Source organism: Rhizobium sp. LARHSG275 (assembly GCF_052871115.1).
Map to the genome: position 1 here is coordinate 13,951 of NZ_JBIXJN010000035.1, position 19,213 is coordinate 33,163.

The window sequence follows — 19,213 nt, forward strand, 5'->3', positions numbered from 1 at the left end:
GCCCTGAAGACGTAAAAGAGCCACATCACTCCGCAAGCGGCGCATCGCCCCACACCAAAGCCAGCCTGCCGATATTTCCGGCATCTGCGGAGCACCCGAAGAGGATCGTCATGTCGAATGCAGCGCAACGCTCGAACCGCGTGCTTATCGTCGCCACCATCATGCTCGCGACCTTCATGGTGGCGATCGAGGCGACGATCGTGGCGACCGCGATGCCGCGCATCGTCGGGCAGCTCGGCGGCTTTTCCTATTACAGCTGGGTGTTTTCGGCCTTCCTGCTGGCGCAGTCGACGACCACGGTCATCTACGGCAAGCTTTCCGACATCTTTGGGCGCAAGCCGGTGCTGATCGGCGGCATTCTGATCTTCCTCGCCGGCTCTTTGCTCTGCGGGCTGGCTTGGTCGATGATGTCGCTGGTGCTGTTCCGGCTGCTGCAGGGGCTCGGCGCCGGGGCCATCCAGCCGGTGACGACGACGATCATCGGCGATCTCTTCAAGCTCGAGGAGCGCGGCCGTGTGCAGGGCTTCATGGCGACCGTCTGGGCGACATCGGCCGTCGTCGGGCCGCTTGCCGGCGGCATCATCGTCGACAACATCTCCTGGGCCTGGATCTTCTGGATCAACCTGCCGATCGGCATCATCTCGATCATCGCCTTCATGATCTTCCTGAAGGAGGACGTGGCCCACAAGCAGGCCAAGATCGATTACCTCGGAGCGGCGCTGTTTTCGATCTCGATCGTCGCACTTCTCATCATGCTGACGGAAACCGATGCCAGCGCCTGGATTCTGATTTCGCTCTTCGCCGCCTTCGTGGTCGCGGGCCTTTTCTTTCTCGCCCAGGAGAAGCGGGCGCCGGAGCCGATCATTTCGATCCCGCTCTGGAGCCGAAGGCTGATTGCGACCAGCAATGCGGCAACGCTGCTTGCCGGCATGGCGCTGATCGGGCTTTCGACAATCCTGCCGATCTATGTGCAGGGCGTGCTCGGCCGTTCGCCCGTTGTCGCCGGCTTCACGCTCACCATGCTCGTCGTCGGCTGGCCCCTGGCGGTGATCCTCTCCGGCCGCTTCTACAAGGCCTTCGGCATCCGCCGCACCTTGCGCGTCGGCAGCCTGATGTTTCCCTTCGGCGCCTGTTTCCTGTTGTTCCTGACCCCTGACAGTTCGCCGGTCGTTGCCGGCACCGGCTCGTTTTTTATGGGCTTCGGCATGGGTCTCATCAGCCTAACCAGCATCGTGCTGGTGCAGGAGAGCGTCGAATGGTCGATGCGCGGCAGCGCCACGGCCTCGATCATCTTTTCCCGCAGCCTCGGCAATACGCTCGGCGCCACCGTGCTCGGCGCCATCCTCAATGCCGGCATCAACCACTATGCGAGCGGCGAGGCGGTGGCAGGCCTGCATGAGGCGCTGAACCAGCCGACCGGGCTTTCGGCACTCGCCGCCGACCCGGCGATCCGCGCCGTCTTCAACGCGGCCCTGCACTGGAGCTTCTGGAGCGTGGTCGTTGTTGCGGTGTTGACCTTCTTCACCACCTGGCTGATCCCGGTCGGTCATGGCCAGAAGCGTGAGGGGGCGGCTGTCGCAAGCGAGGCGGCTTCGCATTAACGCGGTTCAGCTTGTGGAAGCGCAGAAATGCTGCGTTTCCACAGCGGTGGATTGGGTTGGGAGAGCTGAAGGAATTCTGCAGCAGCCTATCGCGTGCCTGTGATCACAGTTGCCGTTGAGCGAAGGTGAACCTTTCCATCGCTGACGGATTGTAGCGCCAGCTCCAGGACCTCGCCACGGATCCTCTCCCGTGTCGCCGCATCGGCCCTGGAAAGTCCGGCGACCACAGGCGCGGCGATCTCGGTCATGAAGTCCCAGTAGCGCTCCGGGGTATCGTGCACCATCATCGCCGACACCTCTTCCTCGGCGACATCGCGAAAGCCCGCCCCTCTGAAGGTCTCGGCCATCATGCCTTCCGCCGCGCAGCGGAACAGGCCCGGAGAACCGGGCGGCGGCGGCGGCATTTCCACGTGGCGGGCGATCGTGCCCATGACCGTGGTCGCCCATGGATTCTTGGCAGGAGCGCTCCAGACTGCGGCGCAGACGCGTGCACCGGGCTTTGCCACGCGCGCCATTTCCCTGGCGGCGGCAGCGACATCCGGGAAGAACATGAACCCGAACCGGCATAGGACGGCGTCGAAACTGGCATCGGCAAAAGGCAACGCGCCCGCATCGCATAATTGAGTTTTGAAGTTTTTGAGGCCACGCGTGGCCGCATTTTCGGCGGCAGCAGTCAGCATATTTTCCGAGAGATCGGTGACGACAACTTGACCGTCGGGGATTGCGGCGGCCGCCGTCAGGCCGGGTTCGCCAGTGCCGGCGGCTATGTCGAGCACGCTGAAGCCGCTGGAGAGATTGGCGCGCCGAAGCATGGCGTCGCCAAACGGCGCGAGCCAACCGAGAACCAGGCTGTCCCATTTTTTCCAGCCGGCCGAAAACTTGTTCCAGGTCTCTCGTTGCTGGTTACGGATATCGTCGAGATTTGCTGACATGCCCCGCCTCCCCCCACGCGCCAACCGGCAGAGCCGGGAATGCCGACACTATGGGCCGCTGATGGCGGGATTCAATTGAAATAAGCGCCATTGCGCGGCAAATGCCACGATTGCTGCAATCCGGCGGCAGCTTTGGGCCGAGAAGATATAAACGCCCCTGCTGCCCGTGAGATCATCGCACACTTGCCCCCCAACGCCGGCCGGACAGTCGCAGGCAGAAAGCTTGGCTGAAGCGCCGCCTCAACCTCCCTCATCAGGTCAGTTCGGCCCGGGGCCGGCTTTGTTCGGTTTCGTTGGTGGATGGCGTCCCTGACGCGGGCGGCTGCGCCGAGAGTGTCTCCCTCCGCCCGCCCCATGCTCCGTCATGCTCGGCCTTGAGCCGAGCATCCACACCGCATCCGCCAGCAGCCACGGCATGGATCCCAGGCTCAAGGCCTGGGATGACGGAGGGTGGGGTTGGCTTTCTCGCCAAACTCGTCCCCGACCTACTGAGGCACACCGACAGCGGTTCAACCATGCATCCAGCTGCTTCGGCTTACGGATGAGCGGACAATCCCGTCGAGTTTTCAATGATATCCGCCAGAAGCAAACATCTGCAGCAGCCATAGCCAGCGAACTCAGCAGCGCCGAGGCACTCCCATGACTGCCTTGTGTAAATCCCCAAAAAGCAGTTAGCTGCCATCGTTGGGGACGCTCATTCCTGCACGGCTGCTGAAATGCGTCCGCATTTCGAGGGATATCTCGTGCTCTGGTCCAAACCCCTGAGACTGCACCTCGGCGTCCTGGTCGTCGCATCGCTGCTTTGCACGTCGACGCCGATCATCTGGTTGGCGTTCAGGCAGGGAAGCAGTGCTGCAGTCAGCGCCGGCGTGCAGCAGATGCGCGAGATGAGCCTGCGGCTGATCGAGGGATACCGCAATACGCTGCAGGGCGGCACCGAGGCGGTGGCGCTGGCATCAACCCTGCCGCTGCTCGCCTCCCCGCCGCCGCAGGATATCGCGGCAAAACAGCAATTCTTCCTGGAGATCCTGCGCAACGTCCCCAATGCGACGAGCATCTACACCGGCTACCCCGACGGTTCGTACCTGCAGGTCATCAACACCGAAAGGCGGGATGTTCGCCAGACGCTGGCGGCACCCGACCGTACGGCTTTCGCGATCAGGACGATCGCCGGCAGACAAGGTGCTGATGTCACCTCGACGCTGCGGTTTCTCGACAGGGATGCAAAGCCGATCGGCGAGCGGGAAATCGACTATGCATTCTTCGACCCCAGGCAACGGCCGTGGTATCAATCCGCCGTTCAGCACGGCGTGCCGGTGTCTGTTGGGCCCTATGTCACCGGAACGCTCAAGGTTCCGACGCTGACGATCGCAGCCCCGATGCGGGACAATGGTCAGGTGGTCGTCGGCATCAACATTCACCTGCAGACCATCAGTCGCCTGCTGGACGCGCAGGAGATTTCGCCGCGGGCGCGCGGCTACATCATCGACGATGCCGATGATCTGATCGCTCATTCCGACCCGGCGACCATGGAAAGGCTTCTCGGCATATGGTCGAAAAATGCCGATGGCGCCGTTGCCGTCGATACGACGACAGACAGTTACGACACGAGCCTGGAAACGGTGGCGAGGCTCAGGCGCGATCCTGCCTTTGCCAATGGCGGCGTGGCGCGGATCGATCTCGATGGCGAACGCCAGATCCTGCAGATCGCCCCGGTCGGCGTGTCGGGTCTGTTCAAGGGAAGCGTCGCCGCAATCGTCGTGCCTCTGGAAGATCTGGTGGCTGAGGCCAATCGGCTGCTCCTGCACAATCTCCTGATTGCGGCTGCCTTCGTGTTCGCGGGTGTCGCGGCATCGGTGCTGCTGTCGCGCATGGTCAGCCGCTCCCTCTATCGGCTGGCCGACGAGGCGCGCAGGATCGGCGACCTCGACGTCGGCGAGAAAGGTGTCTCCCACTCCTGGATATCGGAGATCAACACGCTGGCGAGCGCGCTGGCGGCAAGCCGCCATGCCATCAGCCAGTTTGCCCTCTATGTTCCGCGTGAAGTCGTGAGAAGGATCGTCAATCCCGAAGGGCGAGCGGTCGCCAAGGCGCAGCGGCAGGATGTGACCGTGCTGTTCACCGACATCAGGGACTTCACCACCATCTCCGAGCAGCATTCGCCTGAGGAGGTTGTGGACACGCTGTCGGCCTATTTCGAACTCTTGAACACCATCGCCGAGCGCCATGGCGGCACTGTCGTGCAATATCTCGGCGATTCCATTTTCGTCATGTGGAACGCCCCAGTTCCAGATGCCAACCATGCCGAAAACGGCTGCCGCTGTGCGCTTGCCATGAAATCGGCGGTCGACGACCTGAATGAACTCAACGGTCAGAATGGCCGTCCCGCGCTCGTCACGCGATTTGGATTGCACACCGGCCCGGCGGTCGTCGGCAGTTTCGGAGCGATTTCGCGCCAGCAGTACACGGCCATGGGAGATACGATCAATGTCGCTTCACGGCTGGAAGGATTGAACAAGGAATTTAACACATCGATCCTGGTGAGCGCCGCCATCCACGATGCTGTCGGCACCCGCTTCGAACTTCGCTCGCTGGGCCTGGCGCAGGTCAAGGGGCGCGCTGAGAAGGTCGATCTATGGGAGTTGGTTGGGGAAAGCCGGAGGACGCAGGAGAGAGGTTGAGGCGTTCGGGTTGCTACCAACGGCAGCTTCGCGCCAGCCGCCAACGGCCTTTGTGGCGTCGTAAACTTTTTCTATTTCTTCCGTCAATTTAATCATGGCCGTCAAAGGTATCGCCAATGGGATGGGAAGCACTCGGGCAATGGGGTGAAGACGCGGTTCGCATCGAACCGCTCACGGGTGGAGTTGCCAACGACGTGTGGAGCGTTCGCGTCCACGGGCAGATCGCGGTCGCTCGTCTCGGCTCCAGGAGCGACGCTGACCTCGCATGGGAAGCCGAGCTGCTCCAATACCTCGGCCGTGAAGGTATGACGGTTCCGGTACCGATCCCGACGACTGACGGCCGGCTGTTCGTGGACGGGCTGGTGGTGATGAAATACATGGAGGGCGGACCACCCGAGACCGGCTCCGACTGGCGTCGCGTCGCCGACACACTGCGCGAGCTGCATCGGCTGACGCAGGGTTGGCCGCAGCGCCCGGGCTGGCGATCGTCGAGCGACCTCCTGCATACTGAGACCGGAACGAGGATCAACCTGACCGCGATGCCGCTTGAGGCCGTTATTCGATGTCGAGCAGCGTGGGCGCAGCTCATCGGCCGTCAGACGTGCGTTGTCCACGGCAATCCCAACAGCCCTGCCAACGTCCGCATGACTGCAGATCGGGTCGCGTTGATCGACTGGGATGAGTCCCATGTCGACGTCCCCGACCTTGACCTGGTGCTGCCCGGCAACGCCGCCGATCTCGACGACGGCGCACATGACATGGCCGCGCAAGCCTCAGCCGCATGGGAAGCAGCCGTCTGCTGGCCAGACGATTACGCAGTCAAGCGGCTTGCCGAAGTTCGAGCGGTCTAAGCCGTTTCGAAGGCGCGCTGTCACGCGCTCGCACTGAGCGTGACTAGAAGTTCATCCAACTGCTCGAACTGCTCGGGCAGCGCGTCCTCCATGCCGACGAAAGACTGGTCGAGCGCTTCCTTCGAGGGATAGAGTTCCTGCAGGACCAGCAGCGTCCTGCCGTCCTCTTCCTCGAAGGTCACCGTGGTGACGGCGCCCTCCTCCCCGCCTTCGTCATTGGTCCAGACGAGGCGCGATGGCGGCGACACGTCGAGATACTTGCCGAAGAAGGCCATGGCGTCCGAGGCGTCGCGTCCGAACGCGATGCGATAGCTGCCCCCGGTGCGAACATCCATCTCGCAGGAAAGGATCGGCACGCCCATCGACTTCGGCGCCCACCACAGCTTGAACAATTCGGGCTTGGTCCACGCGTCGAATACGAGGCGAACCGGGGCGTTGAAGGTGCGCGTCACCACGAGTTCAAGCTCGGATCTCCGTTCGACCGCCGTGCGGCCGTTACTCACTTTGTTTCCCATCGATTTTCTCCCTCCGTTTCAGGGCCTCGACCACTTCATCCAGCGCATCGAAGCGTGCGTTCCAGATCTGGCGGCGCGCCTCGATCCAGGCCGCCTCCTCCTCGAGCCCGCGTGAGCCCAGCCTGCAGGTCCGCACTCGCCCGACCTTCTCCGTCGTCACCAGTCCCGCCTGCTCCAGGAGACTGACGTGCTTCTTCATGCCCGTGAGGCTCATGTGGAACGTCTCTGCAAGCTCCGTGATCGAAGCATCCGCACTGCCGAGCTGCTCCAGAACGCCGCGTCGCGTGGCGTCCGAGAGCGCGGCAAAGGAAGCATCAAGACGAGCTGTCGAAAACTGAACCATCTGGTTCAGTATCTAGCACGCGGATCGGCGTCATGCAAGGGGCGGAAATCGGCCTCAGCTTGGTGACTAGCGTTGGAAAGTGAGGTGGATGGTGCCGCTCGGTGACGTTTCGGTCTTGACGGCGCAGCCGGCTTCCAAGCCGCGCAGATCATCCCATAGGCGGATGCCGCGCCCGAGCAAAATCGGCGTGATGGCAACATGAAGGCGGTCGACAAGGCCAGCTTTGAGATAGTCGCGAACGACCGAGGGACCACCGCCTATCCTCACATCCCTACCGTTTGCGACCCCCACGGCCTGCTGGAGCGCATCATCGGCGGTGGCATTGAGGAAGTGGAACGTCGTCCCGCCGGCCATCTCGATGGAGGGCCGTGGCTTGCGGGTGAGGACGAAGACCGGACACCCGAACGGTGGCTCGTCGCCCCACCATCCGCGCCAGTTCGGATCGTCGGGAAAGTTGTGGAGACCGAACATGCCGGCGCCCATGATCTCGGCGCCCACATTCTCGAAATATTCCTTCGCGTATTCGTCGTCGAGACCTGTGGTTCCCGCTCCCGTCGCATCCTTGAGCACGCGCTCGCGGAACGTTCGCGTTGCCGCATAGGCGCCGGCGAGACGCGGCCAGTCCTCGCCGAACGGGCTTTCGGGCGTCTGGTCCGTCGTTGTCGCGAAACCATCGAGCGAGATCATGAGATCGACACGAACGACCATTGGAGTCCTCCTTGAAAGGTGTTCCGCCACAGCGGCTCCTGCATTCGGGGCTGAACACTAAGGCAACTACCTTCATATTTCGAGCCGGACACTAAGGCAAGTACCTTTTTATCCTTGACCGCCACCCCCGACCAATTTACGGATTGATATGCCTTACCATTCGACCCCCCTCGATCTCGCCTTTCACGCTCTCAGCGACCCGACCCGCCGCGCCGTGGTGTCGCGGCTGGTCGAAGGCGAGTTGCCGGTCAGCGCGCTCGCCGAGCCTTTCGACATGGCGCTGCCCTCCTTCGCCCAGCATCTCAGGGTGCTGGAAGATTGTGGGCTGATCGCCAGCGAGAAGCGCGGGCGGAGCCGCTGGTGCCGGCTGGTGCAGGCGCGTTTCGACGAGGCGGCGGACTGGATGATATCGGAGCGCCGGCGCTGGACCGAGCGGCTGGATCGGCTCGAAGTCTACCTGGACAAAACCGAAGAGGATGACGAAGGACATGGCAAATCTGTTTGAGACATGGTCGCTCGACCGCGAAATCGTGCTGGTGAAGCTGCTCAACCACCCACGCGACAAGGTGTTTGCCGCCTGGATGGACCCCAAGGCGCTTGGCGAATGGTACGGCCCGGCCGGCCTCAGCATCGAGACCCACGAAGCCGATATCCGCGAGGGCGGGGTCTGGCGCTTCGACATGGTGGGTGTGTTCGAGGGCAAGCAGCAGCGCTTCCCGAACCTCATGCGCTTTCTGGAGATCGTGCCGAACGAGCGGATCGTGATGGACTATGGCACGCCCGACCCCGACGACCCCGACCGTTTCCGCGCCACGGTGACCTTCGACGAGCAGGCCGACGGCAAGACGGTGCTGACCATGCGCCAGCTCCACCCCAGCGCCAAGCGGCGTCAGGTGGTCATCGGCTTCGGCGCGGTGGAGTACGGGCTGCAGACGCTTGATGGACTCGCCGCCTGGCTGGACCGCTGAGCCCTTGGTGGCTCGGTCCTGGCCGCACGGTGCCCGCAGGAAGGGGACGAAGGTGCGGCCACTGTCCTCTTCTCCCCAGCGGGGGTCCGAAGGATGGGTCGAGACCTGTGGCTCGACCCCGGTCGGTGCCGGAGCGATAGCGAGGCGATGAGGGGGTAAGCGGCAAGGCCGCGAATGCGCTGAGCGCGAGCGAAGGGCAATGAATAGTGTGCCGTGTGTCGCTCATCCGACCCTGCGGGCCACCCCACCTGGGTCGAGCCACGTGTCTCGACCCGTCCTTCGGACCCCCGCTGGGGAGAAGAGGGAGCCTCCTCGATCAGGATCAGACCGCTCCGCTGCCGAAGGCATCCCGGATATCGAAGCGGACGATCTTGTCGCCTTGCATGCGAAAGACATGCGTCACGGTCTTGTCCTTCAGGCCATGACTTTGATTTTCCAGTGGCCGGCCATCGAGGTCAAAGACCGACTGGATTACCTCGACAGCGACGGCGCCATCTGGCGTTTCTTCAAATGCGACCGGCTCGACGTGGGGACTAATGACAGCCCACTGGCGTGTCCAATAGTCGCGCACGGCCTCACGGCCATTGATATGGCCGCCCTCCATGCCGTTGGCCCAGGCGACATCATCGGAAAGAACGGCCAGGACAGCGTCGATTTCTCTGGCATTGGAGCTGGCATAGATGCGCTTGATCATTTCGACGTCATTTTTAGACATGTCGTTTCCTCAATGGAGATTGAACTATTCGCTGGGCGGCATCGAAATGACATTGTCTCACGCCGCACATCAAGATACATATGTACATATATATCTCGCGGTCAAGCGCAGGCAAGGGGGACGGAAATGAATGAAGACGTGCTTTCAACGCCGGGGCATCTCATCAGTCTTGCGGCGCGGGGGTTTATCCGCCTCAGCGAGTCACGCCTTAAACCGCTCGGCTTCGGTGTCGGCCAGTTGCCCGTCCTGGTAGCGCTGCAAGATGGCAAAGCCAGCACGCAGCGCGACCTCGCCCGCTTTGCCAGGGTCGAGCAACCGCCGATGGCGCAGATGCTCGCACGCATGGAGAGGGATGGCTTGATTGAGCGCACACCCGACCCGGCTGACGGTCGCAGCAGCCGCATCGTGCTGACGAAAGCCGCGCAGGAACGCATGCCTGAGGCAATCACAGCCTTGTTCCGGGGCAATCGTGAGGCATTGACCGGCTTCACGGATGCGGAAGCGGGACAACTTGTCGATCTGCTCAAGCGGCTGATCGAAAATCTGGATCAGATTGCAAGCGCGGAGTCTCCGCTGCGCGATTGATGATTTTGTGACCAAGCCGACTTCATTTTCCGTTCTGAGGCTGCGGCGCATTGCTCGCGGTCGTGCTGCCTTTCGGTGGGGAGCGGCGGTTCTCTAGAACGCGTGACAGCAGGTTCGGTTTTCTCGTGCGCTTGATAAGATCGATATCGCTGACCAGCTTTGCGCCGCCCTCGCGCCGCTCGAGCGTGATCTTGCGGCTATGAAAGGCTTCCAGCTCGGCGCGATGCGCGACGCTGATGATGGTGACCTCAGGCAATTCATCGATCACCATCTGCATCATCTTGTCCTGGCTCTTCTCATCGAGTGCCGAGGTTGCTTCATCCAGCACGATAATATCGGGTTGATGCAGCAGGAGACGCGCAAAGGCGAGCCGCTGCTTTTCGCCGCCCGACAAGGTCTGGTCCCAGGGCGCCTCTTCCTCGATCCTGTCCTTCAGATAATCCAGTCCCACCTTGTCGAGGGCCGACTTGATCTCATCCAGCGGCCAGCTATCGGCGGCGCCTGGATAGGCGACGGCACGGCCAAGCGTCCCGGAAGGAATATAGGGCCGTTGCGGCAACATGAACAATCGCCTGTCGGCGCGGAAATCGACGCTGCCGCCGCCCCACGGCCAGAGACCTGAGATGGCCCGCACCAGCGTGCTCTTGCCCGACCCGGATTCACCGGCGACGAGCACCCGCTCGCCGGGCTCGATCTCGACCCGGGTTTCCGTGACCACGGCGGTGCCGTCGTCTAGCGACACGGAGAGATCGTTGAGGCTGAGCATCGCCTCGCCTTCGGTTTCACCATGCTTGATGCGCCCGAGCGAATCGCTCTGTTCGGCACGCTCCAGCCCGTCGAGCGACATCATCAGCGAAGCGACGCGCCGCGCGCAGGCGTTCCAATCGGCAAGACGCGGGTAATTATCAACAAGCCATCCGAAGGCGGTCTGGACGATGGCGAAGGCTGAGGCCGCCTGCATGACCTCTCCCAGAGTCATGCTGCCTTCGAGAAATTTCGGCGCGCAAAGCAGGACCGGCACGACGGGCGCAATCAGCATCGACCCGTGCGACACAAATGTCGTGCGCATGTGCTGGCGGGCCAGCAGCGCCCATTGCTTCAGCACATTGCGAAAGGTCTTGTCGAGGTCGTTGCGTTCCTCCTCCTCGCCGCCGAGAAGCGCGATGCTCTCGCCGTTTTCCCGCACATGCGTCAAGGTGTAGCGAAATTCCGCCTCGACCTGGTTCTTGACCTCGGAGACCTGCACGAAATGGCGGCCGATCACCGCGATCACGCTTGAGGTGATCACGGCGTAGAGGACCGCTGTGACGACGAGAAAGCCGGGAATGGTGACGGTCCACCCGCCGATCGGCAGCGTCAAAGCACCGCCGATCGTCCACAGCACCACGATGAAGGTCGAGGCCGACAGGAACGCCGCGATGACACCGGCGATGAAATCGACGGGCGATTCGGTGGCAATCCTCAGATCCTCCGAGATGCGTGCCTCGGGGTTCTTGTGATCGCCGCCGATGAGGTTCAGCTGATAATATCGGCCGTTTGCAAGCCAGCGCGCGATGACTGCGGTCGCGAGCCAGGAACGCCAGCGCCGCTGTATCATCATGCGGACATAGACTTGTGCGGTGACCAGGATGACGCTTCCGAGCACGAGCGGCACGAACACGCCGCTGAGGTAATAGACGGTGCCGGCATCATGTCGCTCTATGGCGTCGAATATCCCGCGGTTCCAGCGATTGATCCCATACTGGAAGCCGACATTCATGCAGATCATCGCCAGCAGCCCGATCGAACACGGCCAGGCAAACCGGTCACCGCGACGACCCCAGTAACGGCGCGCGCTAATCCAGAAGCGCTTGAGCAAATACCGCTTGCGCGCCTGCTCAGCCTCCTCAGGCGTCAACTCCGGATCGGGTTCAGTGACATTTGGCGGCGGCCCGACCTCGACAGCCGATGCCGTCTCCTGGCGTGCCTTATCGGCACCGTGCGATTCGGTACCGTCGACCGATGTCGGATTGCGTTTAGCGTCGGCCATGCCAGCGATAACGGCTTACATACCGAAATGTTTCATGGTGGGCTCCCCTCACGCGCTCTCCGTCGCGATCTGCGGCAGGGATTGCAGCAGGGTCTGGCGGGCGGAGTGCAGATGCGCGCGGCAGGCGGTTTCGATCGCCGCCTGATCGCCGGATTCCAGCGCTGCAATATAATCCAGATGTTCGTGGATGGCGCGCTCGTTGCGCGCGCGGGCGGCGGTCTTGTTCCACTGGTAGTGATAGTGGAAGACGATGGCGATGGCGTCGTAGAAATCGGCGATGAAGCGGTTCTTCGAGGCACGGTGGATCAGCAAGTGGAAGCGCTCGTCGAGAACAGAAAAATCCTTGAAGCGGTGGTTGATGTCGGCAAGCATGGTGTGATGTTCGTCGCGGATAGTGGCAAGATCGGCCCAGCTCTGATTATCCCTGGGAAGCCGGCCGAATTCGGCGGCGGAATGCAGCTCGAACATCTCGCGCACATCGGCAAGTTCGAGGGCGAATTCGCGGGTGAAGCCTTTGAGCGTCCAGTGGCTGTTCGGCCGTTTCTCGATGAGGCCGAAGCGGGAGAAGCGGATCAGGAATTCGCGCACGCTTGTTGTGCCGGTGCCGATTTCGCGGGCAAGCTCCAGCTCGTTGATCTGCATGCCGGGGGCGGCATCATCGGCAAGGATGCGCTGCATGAAGCTGCGCTCGATGATATCATGGAGGGAGTCGGTTTCTTCGGAGGGAAAGAGGTCATGGTCGGTGGGTTGGCGCAGCACGATCTTCTGGCGCTTGTTCCAGCGGATGATGCCTTCTTCGCTGAGCCGCGTCAGGATGGCGCGAGCCGTCGAGCGGCTGACGCCGAGCTGGGCGGCGATCTCCGGCTCCGAGGGCAGCGCGCTATCCCTGCGCAGCGCTGCGGCATACCTGTTGTAAGCTTCCTTGAAAACCGTATTCTGCCTTGCCACCAGACCCCGCTTTCCGCCCTCGTGACCGTCGCCCGCTTCAAAGCAGGGCAGAACAGACCGGGGCTTGTTCAAACGACCTTTAGCTTGGTTCCGGTCGCCTGCGGCTCATTGCCTCCTCGTCCACAGGATCAATATTCCCGTTGACTTGAAAATGTTTATTGTAGATAAAAAACAAAATCAATGCGCATTCGCCGATGCAGCGAGCGTTTCGCTAGAACAGGATGATTTTAGGTGGGATGGCCTGAAAATCTGAATCCTGTTCTAAATTAAAGAGTTAGAGCATGAAGTCGTCCGAAAACCGCTGACACTTTTCGGCATCATGCTCTAGGGAGATAGAGACTTGGACAAACTGCCTTGGATCATCCTTTCGGCTGGCGACAATGTCGCGGTCGCAACGGCGGCAATCGCGCCGGGTTCGACGGTTGCCGGCATTCAGACCCGTGAGAAGATCGACCCCGGCCATAAGGTGGCGATAGCGGATATTCCGCTCGGGTCACCCGTGGTGAAATACGGGCAGGCGATCGGCCGCACCACGGCCGAGGTCAAGGCCGGCGACCATGTGCACAGCCACAACCTGCATTTCGAAAACGACCGGCTGGCGGCGACCGCCAATTCGGCGCCGGAAGCGGCGACGGTCGACGACGTGGGGCGCACCTTCATGGGCTATCGTCGCGCCGACGGACGGGCGGCGACACGCAACTATATCGGCATCATCGCCAGCGTGAACTGTTCCACCACGGTCTGTCGGGCCATCGCCGACGAGGCCAATCGGACGATCCTGCCGCATTATGAAGGCATCGACGGTTTTGTGCCGATCGTGCACGACCAGGGCTGCGGCATGAGTTCGACCGGCGACGGCATGAATGTGCTGCACCGGACGCTCGCCGGCTACACAAGACATGTGAATTTCGGCGGCGTACTGATGATCGGCCTCGGTTGCGAGGTCAACCAGTTGACGCTCTACGGTCAGAGTGGGGCGGGCGCCTCGAAGCGGCATTTCAACATCCAAGATGCCGGCGGTTCGCGCCGCGCGGTCGAGCGCGCCATGGGCATGCTGCGCGAAATCGCCGCCGATGTCGGCAAGGAAAAACGCGTGCCGATGTCGATCGGCGAGATCATCATCGGCCTGCAATGCGGCGGCTCTGACGGCTTTTCCGGCATCACCGCCAATCCGGCTCTGGGTGTCGCGGCCGATCTGCTGGCGGCAGCCGGCGGCACGGCGATCCTGTCGGAGACTTCGGAAATCTATGGTGCAGAACATCTGCTACGCAGCCGCGCCGTCAGCGACGAGGTGGCAAAGAAGCTCGACGAGAAAATCGCCTGGTGGGAGGACTATGTCGCCCTGCACGGCGCCTCGCTCGACAACAACCCGTCGCCGGGCAACAAGCGCGGCGGGCTGACGACCATCCTCGAAAAGTCGCTCGGCGCGGTCGCCAAGGGTGGGCGCTCGCCGCTGACCGCGGTCTATGGTTACGCCGAGCGTGTCACGGCCCCCGGCCTCGTCTTCATGGACACACCAGGCTACGACCCGGTGTCGGCGACCGGGCAGGTGGCGGGCGGGGCAAACATGATCGCCTTTACCACTGGCCGCGGCAGTTGCTTCGGTTGCCGGCCGGCGCCGTCGCTGAAGCTTTCCAGCAATTCGGCGCTCTATGCCTCGATGGAAGAGGATATGGACATCGATTGCGGTACGATCGCCACCGGCGATGCGACAATCAGCGGCAAGGGCCGCGAGATCTTCGATCTCATCGTCGATACCGCCTCGGGCAAGAGGACCAAGAGCGAGATCTTCGGCTACGGCGACAATGAATTCGTGCCGTGGCATCTTGGTGCGACGCTGTAATCTTTGTTTTTACGCAATCCCTGGGAAAACCGCTTCACACTTTTCCTGGGATTGATTTGAAGTACGCAATCCCGGACGGAAAACCGCTTCACACTTTTCCTGGGATTGCTCCAAATAATTCAGCTTCTTCGTGAGGAGGAATGATGAAGACGAGACGGATCGGCAAGACCAAGCTGGAGGTGACCGAAATCAGTTTCGGTGCGGCCGCTCTCGGCGGTCTCTACCGCGACTGCCCGCGCGAGCAGGCAATGGAGACGCTGCAGGCGGCCTGGGACAGCGGCATCCGCTATTTCGACGTGGCGCCCTGGTATGGGCTCGGCCTTGCCGAGCGGCGGGTCGGCGATTTCCTGCGCGACCAGCCGGATGGCAATTACGTGCTTTCCACCAAGGTCGGCCGGCTGCTTCGGCCGGTGCCGACCGGCACCGTGCCCGACTACAGCTATGTCAATCCTCTCTCCTTCGATGCCGATTACGACTATTCCTATGACGGCATCATGCGCTCGGTCGAGTTCAGCTATGCGCGCCTCGGCCTCAACCGCATCGATATTCTCTATGTGCACGATCTCGGCGTCTATACCCATGGCGCGGCGAAGAATGCGGTCCACCAGAAACAGTTTCTCGATTCCGGCGTGAAGGCGCTGGAGGAACTCAAGTCGTCTGGCGCGATCTCCGCCTTCGGCCTCGGCGTCAACGAAGTACCCGTCTGCCTCGATGTCATGCGCCATTCCGATCTCGACTGCATCCTGATGGCCGGCCGCTACACGCTGCTCGACCGCTCGGCCGTCGCCGAACTGCTGCCGCTCTGCCGAGAGAAGGGCACCTCGCTGGTCGTCGGCGGCGTCTTCAACTCCGGCATTCTCGCCACCGGCCCGGTGCCAGGTTCGCATTTCGACTATATGCCGGCTGATGACGACGTGCTTGCCAAGGTCGGCGCCATGGAGGCGATCGCCAAACGCCACGGGGTGCCGCTCGCTGCTCCCGCCCTGCAGTTTCCGCTGCGCGAGGCGATCGTCGCGTCGGTGTTGATCGGCACGGCCAAGCCGTCAAGCCTGACGCGCAACATGGAGATCGTCGAGCCGCCGCTTGCCGACGAGATCTATGCCGAATTCGAACCCTATACGCTGGTCGCGCCGCCGCTCGGCGCCGAAGCCGTCCGAGTCTGAGGAGACATTATGCTCAAGGGTATTCATCCGCTGCTTGGCCCCGACCTGCTCCATGCGCTGAAGACCATGGGACATGGCGACGACATCGTCATATCGGACGCCAATTTTCCCTCGGGCTCGATGGGCCCGCCGGTCATCCGCGCCGACGGCGTCAGCGCCACCGCGATGGCCGAGGCCATCCTGACCCATATGCCGCTCGACACTTTCGTGCCGGAAGCGGTGTGGCGGATGGAGGTGGTCGGCGATCCCGATGCGATGCCCGAGGTCTGCGCCGAGTTCCAGGAGATCGTGACGCGTCGCGCCGGCGATTTCCGCATCGTGCCGGTCGAACGCTTTGCTTTCTACGCGATGGCCCGCAAGGCCGCCTATATCGTCGCGACGACGGAATTCCGGCTGTACGGCAACCTGATTTTGAAAAAGGGCGTCGTCCATCCGCACGAGGTCGATCAAGCCTGATCCCTATTTTAGGGTATCGCGGTATTGAAATAAAATCAGTTGCTTGGCGGGAGTTTACCAAAGAAAAAAAGCCGGTTTGGCGCTCTTGCAATTTGATTGCGCCTCGGCTAGCTTCAATCGGCAAATGTTTTTTATCGATAAAAATCGTCCGCCTGCGTTCAGCGGCCGATTTATTTGGAGGAGAACGCACCCTGAGAGGAGAACCCTTATGAGTATCGTGAAATCCCTTCTATCTCGTCGCGCCTTTACCGCGCTTGCAGGTGCCGCCGTCATCGCCACGGCGATACCGGCACCGTCGTTTGCCGCCGAAGTGACGATCCCGATCATCGTCAAGGACACGACGTCGTTCTACTGGCAGATCGTTCTGGCGGGCGCCCGCAAGGCCGGCAAGGATCTCGGCGTCAAGGTGCCGGAACTCGGCGCACAGGCCGAATCCGACATCAACGGCCAGATCAGCATTCTGGAGAACGCCGTTGCCGGCAAGCCGGCCGCCATCGTCATTTCGCCGACCGAATTCAAGGCGCTCGGCAAGCCGATCGATGAAGCGGCCAAGTCGGTTCCGATCATCGGCATCGACTCCGGCGCCGACTCCAAGGCGTTCAAGTCGTTCCTGACGACCGACAACGTTCAGGGCGGCCGCATCGCAGCCGATGGTCTGGCTGCCGCCATCAAGGGAATGACCGGCAAGGAAGAGGGCGAAGTCGTCATCCTTACCAATCTTCCGGGCGTCGGCTCGCTGGAACAGCGCCGCGAAGGCTTCCTGGATCAGGTGAAGACCAAACATCCGGGCCTGAAGGTCATTGCCGACAAGTATGGTGATGGCCAGGCAACGACCGGCCTCAACATGATGACCGACCTGATCACGGCAAACCCGAACCTCGTCGGTATCTTCGCCTCGAACCTGATCATGGCACAGGGCGTCGGCCAGGCGATCGCTGAAAACAAGCTCGGCGACAAGATCAAGGTCATCGGCTTCGACAGCGACGACAAGACGGTCGGCTTCCTCAAGGATGGTGCGATTGCGGGTCTCGTCGTTCAGGACCCCTATCGCATGGGTTATGACGGCATCAAGACCGCTCTTGCCGTCTCCAAGGGCGAGAAGGTCCCGGCAAATGTGGATACCGGCGCAAACCTCGTCACCAAGGCGAATATGGCCGATCCGAAGATCGACGCGCTGCTGAACCCGAAGATCAAGTAACGAAGACAGACAGGCCGCGCCGGATTCAAAAACCGGCGCGGCCTTTTCCATCTGTGCTATGTTTTGCGCTGGATGGAGAGCAGACGCGACATAAGGAGGAGAGGTCCCATGATCGGACTGGAAGAGGTCAGTCATCGCCATGATGACAGCGCCACGCTGAAAGAAGCCAATCGAATTCCCGCCGGATCGCCTATCCTCGAACTCAAGGGCTTGCAGAAGAATTACGGTCATGTGCAGGCGCTGAAGCCAGCGACGCTGACCTTTCTCGCCGGCGAAATCCACGCCATCGTCGGGGAAAACGGCGCCGGCAAATCCACCCTCATCAAATTGCTGACAGGCGTCATCACCCGCACGGCCGGCGAGGTGCTGTGGTGCGGCCAGCCGGTAGCGCTGTCAACGCCGAACGAGGCAATCGCGCGCGGCATCAACGCCGTTCACCAGGAAGTCGTGCTCTGCCGGCACCTGACCGTTGCCGCCAACCTCTTCCTCGGCGACGAGGTCAACCGCTACGGTCTGATGCGCAAGAAGCAGATGGTGAAGATGGCGCAGGCCGTGCTCGACGATCTCGGCTTCGGCCTTCCGGCAGGAGCGCTGTTGAGTTCGCTGACGATTGGCCAGCAGCAGCTGGTGGCGACGGCGCGCGCGGCCATGCGCGGCACGCAGTTTTTGATCTTCGACGAACCCACAGCCTATCTCACACGTCAGGAATCGGCGCAGCTTTTCAAGCTGATCCGCCGCCTGCAGGGCGAAGGCGTCACCATCGTCTATATCAGCCACCGCATGGAGGAAGTGTTCGAGCTTGCCGACCGTGTCTCGGTGCTGCGCGACGGCACGCATGTCGGCACGCGCCTGATCGGCGAGACCAACGACGCCGAACTGATCGCACTGATGATCAACCGCTCGATCGAACAGATCTACCACAAGGAAGAGATTGCGATCGGCGAGACGATCGTCCAGGTCAACGGCCTGAGTGGCCCGGGTTTCGAAGACGTATCGCTGAGCGTCAAGGCAGGACAGATCGTCGGGCTCTATGGCCTGATCGGCGCCGGGCGCAGCGAATTCGCGCTCGGGCTCTACGGCCGCCAGCCGACGACATCAGGCGATGTCCAATGGATGGGCAAGCCTGTCGATATCCGCAACGAACGCACGGCGATGGAGCTTGGCATTGCGCTGGCGCCGGAAAGCCGGCGCGACCAGGGACTTTGCCTCAACCTGTCGATCGGCCTCAACATCAATCTGCCGGTGTTCGGGCGGCTGAGCCACGGGCCGGTGATCAATCACACGCGCGAATCGGCCAATGCCGACAGGCAGATCCGCAATCTCAGCATCAAGACGCCGAGCCGGCGCGTTCCGGCCTCCAGCATGTCGGGCGGCAATCAGCAGAAGATCGTCATCGGCAAGTGGCTGAGCCATGGCGCAAGGCTTTTCATCTTCGACGAGCCTACCGTCGGCGTCGATGTCGGCACCAAGGCGGAAATCTACCGGCTCTTCGCCAAGCTTCTGAAGGAGGGCGCCGGCATCATCCTGATCTCCTCCTATCTACCCGAGGTCTACGAACTGGCCGACCGGCTGCACGTCTTCCGCGCCGGCAAAATCGTCGCCAGCCATGATTTCCACGCGGCGACGCATGAAGAAGTGCTCAGCGAAGCGATCGGCGTCTGAGCCAAAAGAATAAGA

At 61.9% G+C, this 19,213-nt stretch carries 18 protein-coding genes; 11 read left to right on the top strand and 7 right to left on the bottom strand.

What is annotated here, in order from left to right; genetic code table 11:
* The first annotated feature begins 110 nt into the window (after window positions 1-110).
* Complete coding sequence (locus ACIPSK_RS31135) at window positions 111-1,601, top strand: MDR family MFS transporter (RefSeq protein WP_162117017.1); 1,491 nt, start codon at window positions 111-113, stop codon at window positions 1,599-1,601.
* Between the two features lie 86 nt (window positions 1,602-1,687).
* Here ACIPSK_RS31135 and ACIPSK_RS31140 read toward each other — a convergent pair whose 3' ends face one another.
* On the bottom strand, window positions 1,688-2,533 hold the full coding sequence (locus ACIPSK_RS31140; protein ID WP_017966860.1) for a class I SAM-dependent methyltransferase: 846 nt from the start codon (window positions 2,531-2,533) through the stop codon (window positions 1,688-1,690).
* Between the two features lie 716 nt (window positions 2,534-3,249).
* Here ACIPSK_RS31140 and ACIPSK_RS31145 point away from each other — a divergent pair.
* Window positions 3,250-5,214, top strand: a complete 1,965-nt coding sequence (locus tag ACIPSK_RS31145) for an adenylate/guanylate cyclase domain-containing protein (protein ID WP_168724779.1) — start codon at window positions 3,250-3,252, stop codon at window positions 5,212-5,214.
* 116 nt (window positions 5,215-5,330) lie between these two features.
* Window positions 5,331-6,065 carry a phosphotransferase gene (locus ACIPSK_RS31150; protein WP_017966858.1) on the top strand — a complete coding sequence of 245 codons (735 nt, stop codon included), beginning with the start codon at window positions 5,331-5,333 and terminating at the stop codon, window positions 6,063-6,065.
* Between the two features lie 20 nt (window positions 6,066-6,085).
* Here ACIPSK_RS31150 and ACIPSK_RS31155 read toward each other — a convergent pair whose 3' ends face one another.
* The 3 genes from ACIPSK_RS31155 to ACIPSK_RS31165 form a co-directional block, all read right to left on the bottom strand.
* Window positions 6,086-6,580, bottom strand: a complete 495-nt coding sequence (locus ACIPSK_RS31155; protein ID WP_017966857.1) for an SRPBCC family protein — start codon at window positions 6,578-6,580, stop codon at window positions 6,086-6,088.
* Window positions 6,561-6,923, bottom strand: a complete 363-nt coding sequence (locus ACIPSK_RS31160; protein WP_017966856.1) for an ArsR/SmtB family transcription factor — start codon at window positions 6,921-6,923, stop codon at window positions 6,561-6,563. Before ACIPSK_RS31160 ends, ACIPSK_RS31155 begins: the two co-directional genes overlap by 20 nt.
* A 66-nt stretch (window positions 6,924-6,989) precedes the next feature.
* The gene (locus ACIPSK_RS31165; protein ID WP_017966855.1) at window positions 6,990-7,631 is read right to left on the bottom strand and encodes a dihydrofolate reductase family protein; all 642 of its coding nucleotides are present in this window, start codon (window positions 7,629-7,631) and stop codon (window positions 6,990-6,992) included.
* Between the two features lie 148 nt (window positions 7,632-7,779).
* Between ACIPSK_RS31165 and ACIPSK_RS31170 the strand changes: the two genes are divergently transcribed.
* Together ACIPSK_RS31170 and ACIPSK_RS31175 are read left to right on the top strand one after the other, a co-directional pair.
* Window positions 7,780-8,136: an ArsR/SmtB family transcription factor gene (locus tag ACIPSK_RS31170; protein ID WP_017966854.1), complete on the top strand. Its 357-nt coding sequence runs from the start codon at window positions 7,780-7,782 to the stop codon at window positions 8,134-8,136.
* The gene (locus ACIPSK_RS31175; RefSeq protein ID WP_026154415.1) at window positions 8,120-8,599 is read left to right on the top strand and encodes an SRPBCC family protein; all 480 of its coding nucleotides are present in this window, start codon (window positions 8,120-8,122) and stop codon (window positions 8,597-8,599) included. The genes ACIPSK_RS31170 and ACIPSK_RS31175 overlap by 17 nt, the downstream gene beginning before the upstream one ends.
* Before the next feature lie 322 nt (window positions 8,600-8,921).
* Here ACIPSK_RS31175 and ACIPSK_RS31180 read toward each other — a convergent pair whose 3' ends face one another.
* A complete protein-coding gene (locus tag ACIPSK_RS31180) occupies window positions 8,922-9,314 on the bottom strand; it encodes a nuclear transport factor 2 family protein (RefSeq protein WP_017966852.1) in 393 nt (130 codons plus the stop codon).
* A gap of 126 nt (window positions 9,315-9,440) precedes the next feature.
* On the opposite strand from ACIPSK_RS31180, the gene ACIPSK_RS31185 reads away from it, so the two are divergent.
* A complete protein-coding gene (locus ACIPSK_RS31185; RefSeq protein ID WP_017966851.1) occupies window positions 9,441-9,899 on the top strand; it encodes a MarR family winged helix-turn-helix transcriptional regulator in 459 nt (152 codons plus the stop codon).
* A 22-nt stretch (window positions 9,900-9,921) separates the two neighbouring features.
* On the opposite strand, the gene ACIPSK_RS31190 is transcribed toward ACIPSK_RS31185, so the two are convergent.
* A complete protein-coding gene (locus ACIPSK_RS31190) occupies window positions 9,922-11,928 on the bottom strand; it encodes an ABC transporter ATP-binding protein/permease (RefSeq protein WP_017966850.1) in 2,007 nt (668 codons plus the stop codon).
* Between the two features lie 48 nt (window positions 11,929-11,976).
* A complete protein-coding gene (locus ACIPSK_RS31195) occupies window positions 11,977-12,876 on the bottom strand; it encodes a GntR family transcriptional regulator (protein WP_017966849.1) in 900 nt (299 codons plus the stop codon).
* Window positions 12,877-13,216: 340 nt separating this feature from the next.
* On the opposite strand from ACIPSK_RS31195, the gene ACIPSK_RS31200 reads away from it, so the two are divergent.
* The 5 genes from ACIPSK_RS31200 to ACIPSK_RS31220 all read left to right on the top strand — a co-directional run bounded on the left by ACIPSK_RS31200 (window position 13,217) and on the right by ACIPSK_RS31220 (window position 19,198).
* Window positions 13,217-14,719 carry a UxaA family hydrolase gene (locus ACIPSK_RS31200; protein ID WP_017966848.1) on the top strand — a complete coding sequence of 501 codons (1,503 nt, stop codon included), beginning with the start codon at window positions 13,217-13,219 and terminating at the stop codon, window positions 14,717-14,719.
* Window positions 14,720-14,862: 143 nt separating this feature from the next.
* Complete coding sequence (locus tag ACIPSK_RS31205; RefSeq protein WP_017966847.1) at window positions 14,863-15,882, top strand: aldo/keto reductase; 1,020 nt, start codon at window positions 14,863-14,865, stop codon at window positions 15,880-15,882.
* A 9-nt stretch (window positions 15,883-15,891) separates the two neighbouring features.
* Window positions 15,892-16,338 (top strand): RbsD/FucU family protein, encoded by a 447-nt coding sequence (locus tag ACIPSK_RS31210; protein WP_017966846.1) that lies wholly within the window; start codon window positions 15,892-15,894, stop codon window positions 16,336-16,338.
* A gap of 208 nt (window positions 16,339-16,546) precedes the next feature.
* Window positions 16,547-17,536 (top strand): ABC transporter substrate-binding protein, encoded by a 990-nt coding sequence (locus ACIPSK_RS31215; RefSeq protein ID WP_017966845.1) that lies wholly within the window; start codon window positions 16,547-16,549, stop codon window positions 17,534-17,536.
* A 108-nt stretch (window positions 17,537-17,644) separates the two neighbouring features.
* Window positions 17,645-19,198, top strand: a complete 1,554-nt coding sequence (locus tag ACIPSK_RS31220; RefSeq protein WP_017966844.1) for a sugar ABC transporter ATP-binding protein — start codon at window positions 17,645-17,647, stop codon at window positions 19,196-19,198.
* Window positions 19,199-19,213: the final 15 nt, after the last annotated feature.

Coding starts and splice junctions, on each gene's coding strand:
- ACIPSK_RS31135 (WP_162117017.1), top strand. CDS start 111: ATGTCGAATGCAGCGCAACGCTCGAACCGCGTGCTTATCGTCGCCACC.
- ACIPSK_RS31140 (WP_017966860.1), bottom strand. CDS start 2,533: ATGTCAGCAAATCTCGACGATATCCGTAACCAGCAACGAGAGACCTGG.
- ACIPSK_RS31145 (WP_168724779.1), top strand. CDS start 3,250: ATGCGTCCGCATTTCGAGGGATATCTCGTGCTCTGGTCCAAACCCCTG.
- ACIPSK_RS31150 (WP_017966858.1), top strand. CDS start 5,331: ATGGGATGGGAAGCACTCGGGCAATGGGGTGAAGACGCGGTTCGCATC.
- ACIPSK_RS31155 (WP_017966857.1), bottom strand. CDS start 6,580: ATGGGAAACAAAGTGAGTAACGGCCGCACGGCGGTCGAACGGAGATCC.
- ACIPSK_RS31160 (WP_017966856.1), bottom strand. CDS start 6,923: ATGGTTCAGTTTTCGACAGCTCGTCTTGATGCTTCCTTTGCCGCGCTC.
- ACIPSK_RS31165 (WP_017966855.1), bottom strand. CDS start 7,631: ATGGTCGTTCGTGTCGATCTCATGATCTCGCTCGATGGTTTCGCGACA.
- ACIPSK_RS31170 (WP_017966854.1), top strand. CDS start 7,780: ATGCCTTACCATTCGACCCCCCTCGATCTCGCCTTTCACGCTCTCAGC.
- ACIPSK_RS31175 (WP_026154415.1), top strand. CDS start 8,120: ATGGCAAATCTGTTTGAGACATGGTCGCTCGACCGCGAAATCGTGCTG.
- ACIPSK_RS31180 (WP_017966852.1), bottom strand. CDS start 9,314: ATGTCTAAAAATGACGTCGAAATGATCAAGCGCATCTATGCCAGCTCC.
- ACIPSK_RS31185 (WP_017966851.1), top strand. CDS start 9,441: ATGAATGAAGACGTGCTTTCAACGCCGGGGCATCTCATCAGTCTTGCG.
- ACIPSK_RS31190 (WP_017966850.1), bottom strand. CDS start 11,928: ATGGCCGACGCTAAACGCAATCCGACATCGGTCGACGGTACCGAATCG.
- ACIPSK_RS31205 (WP_017966847.1), top strand. CDS start 14,863: ATGAAGACGAGACGGATCGGCAAGACCAAGCTGGAGGTGACCGAAATC.
- ACIPSK_RS31210 (WP_017966846.1), top strand. CDS start 15,892: ATGCTCAAGGGTATTCATCCGCTGCTTGGCCCCGACCTGCTCCATGCG.
- ACIPSK_RS31215 (WP_017966845.1), top strand. CDS start 16,547: ATGAGTATCGTGAAATCCCTTCTATCTCGTCGCGCCTTTACCGCGCTT.
- ACIPSK_RS31220 (WP_017966844.1), top strand. CDS start 17,645: ATGATCGGACTGGAAGAGGTCAGTCATCGCCATGATGACAGCGCCACG.